The following is a 582-nucleotide window of genomic DNA, read 5'->3' as shown; positions in this document are numbered from 1 at the left end:
GAAGTAACATACTTACCTTCTTTACCACAAAATGGTGAAGTGTTTACTTGGAAAGTCATGTTGATTGTAGGTTCATCAACAGATAGTGCTGGTAAGCCTTCAACTTCTGTAGGACAACATACAGTATCTGATATTTTCAATTCGCCCAAGCCAGTGATAGCGATAATGTCACCAGCAAAACCTTCAGCAATATCGTGACGCTCTAGGCCTAAGTAACCAAATACTTTACCAACTTTAGCGTTATGAACGCCACCGTTTGCTAATTTGATAGTAACTTGTTGATTCGGTTTTACAGAACCACGTGTAATACGACCAACACCAATTACACCTAAGTATGAGCTGTAATCAAGTTGAGAGATTTGCATTTGGAATGAACCATCTGGATCCGCTGTTGGTGCTGGCACTTCTTTAAGAATAGTATCAAAAAGTGGTGTCATATCTGTACCAGTTGCGCCTTCTTCAAGCGTAGCCCAACCATTGATTGCTGAAGCGTATACAACTTTAAAATCAAGTTGTTCATCAGTAGCACCAAGGTTATCAAACAATTCAAAAACTTGATCCATAACCCAATCAGGACGAGAA

1 protein-coding gene is annotated in these 582 nt (G+C 39.5%); it reads right to left on the bottom strand.

Annotated features, from left to right (window positions below):
* Nucleotides 1–582: EF-Tu/IF-2/RF-3 family GTPase (locus H4J50_RS19065; protein WP_259366306.1), on the bottom strand; the 582-nt coding region annotated here is incomplete at both ends.

Origin of the sequence: Colwellia sp. 6M3 (genome assembly GCF_014077595.1) — a bacterium.
In the GTDB taxonomy this organism is placed as follows: domain Bacteria; phylum Pseudomonadota; class Gammaproteobacteria; order Enterobacterales; family Alteromonadaceae; genus Cognaticolwellia.
This window is presented reverse-complemented; position numbering and strand designations above follow the sequence as displayed.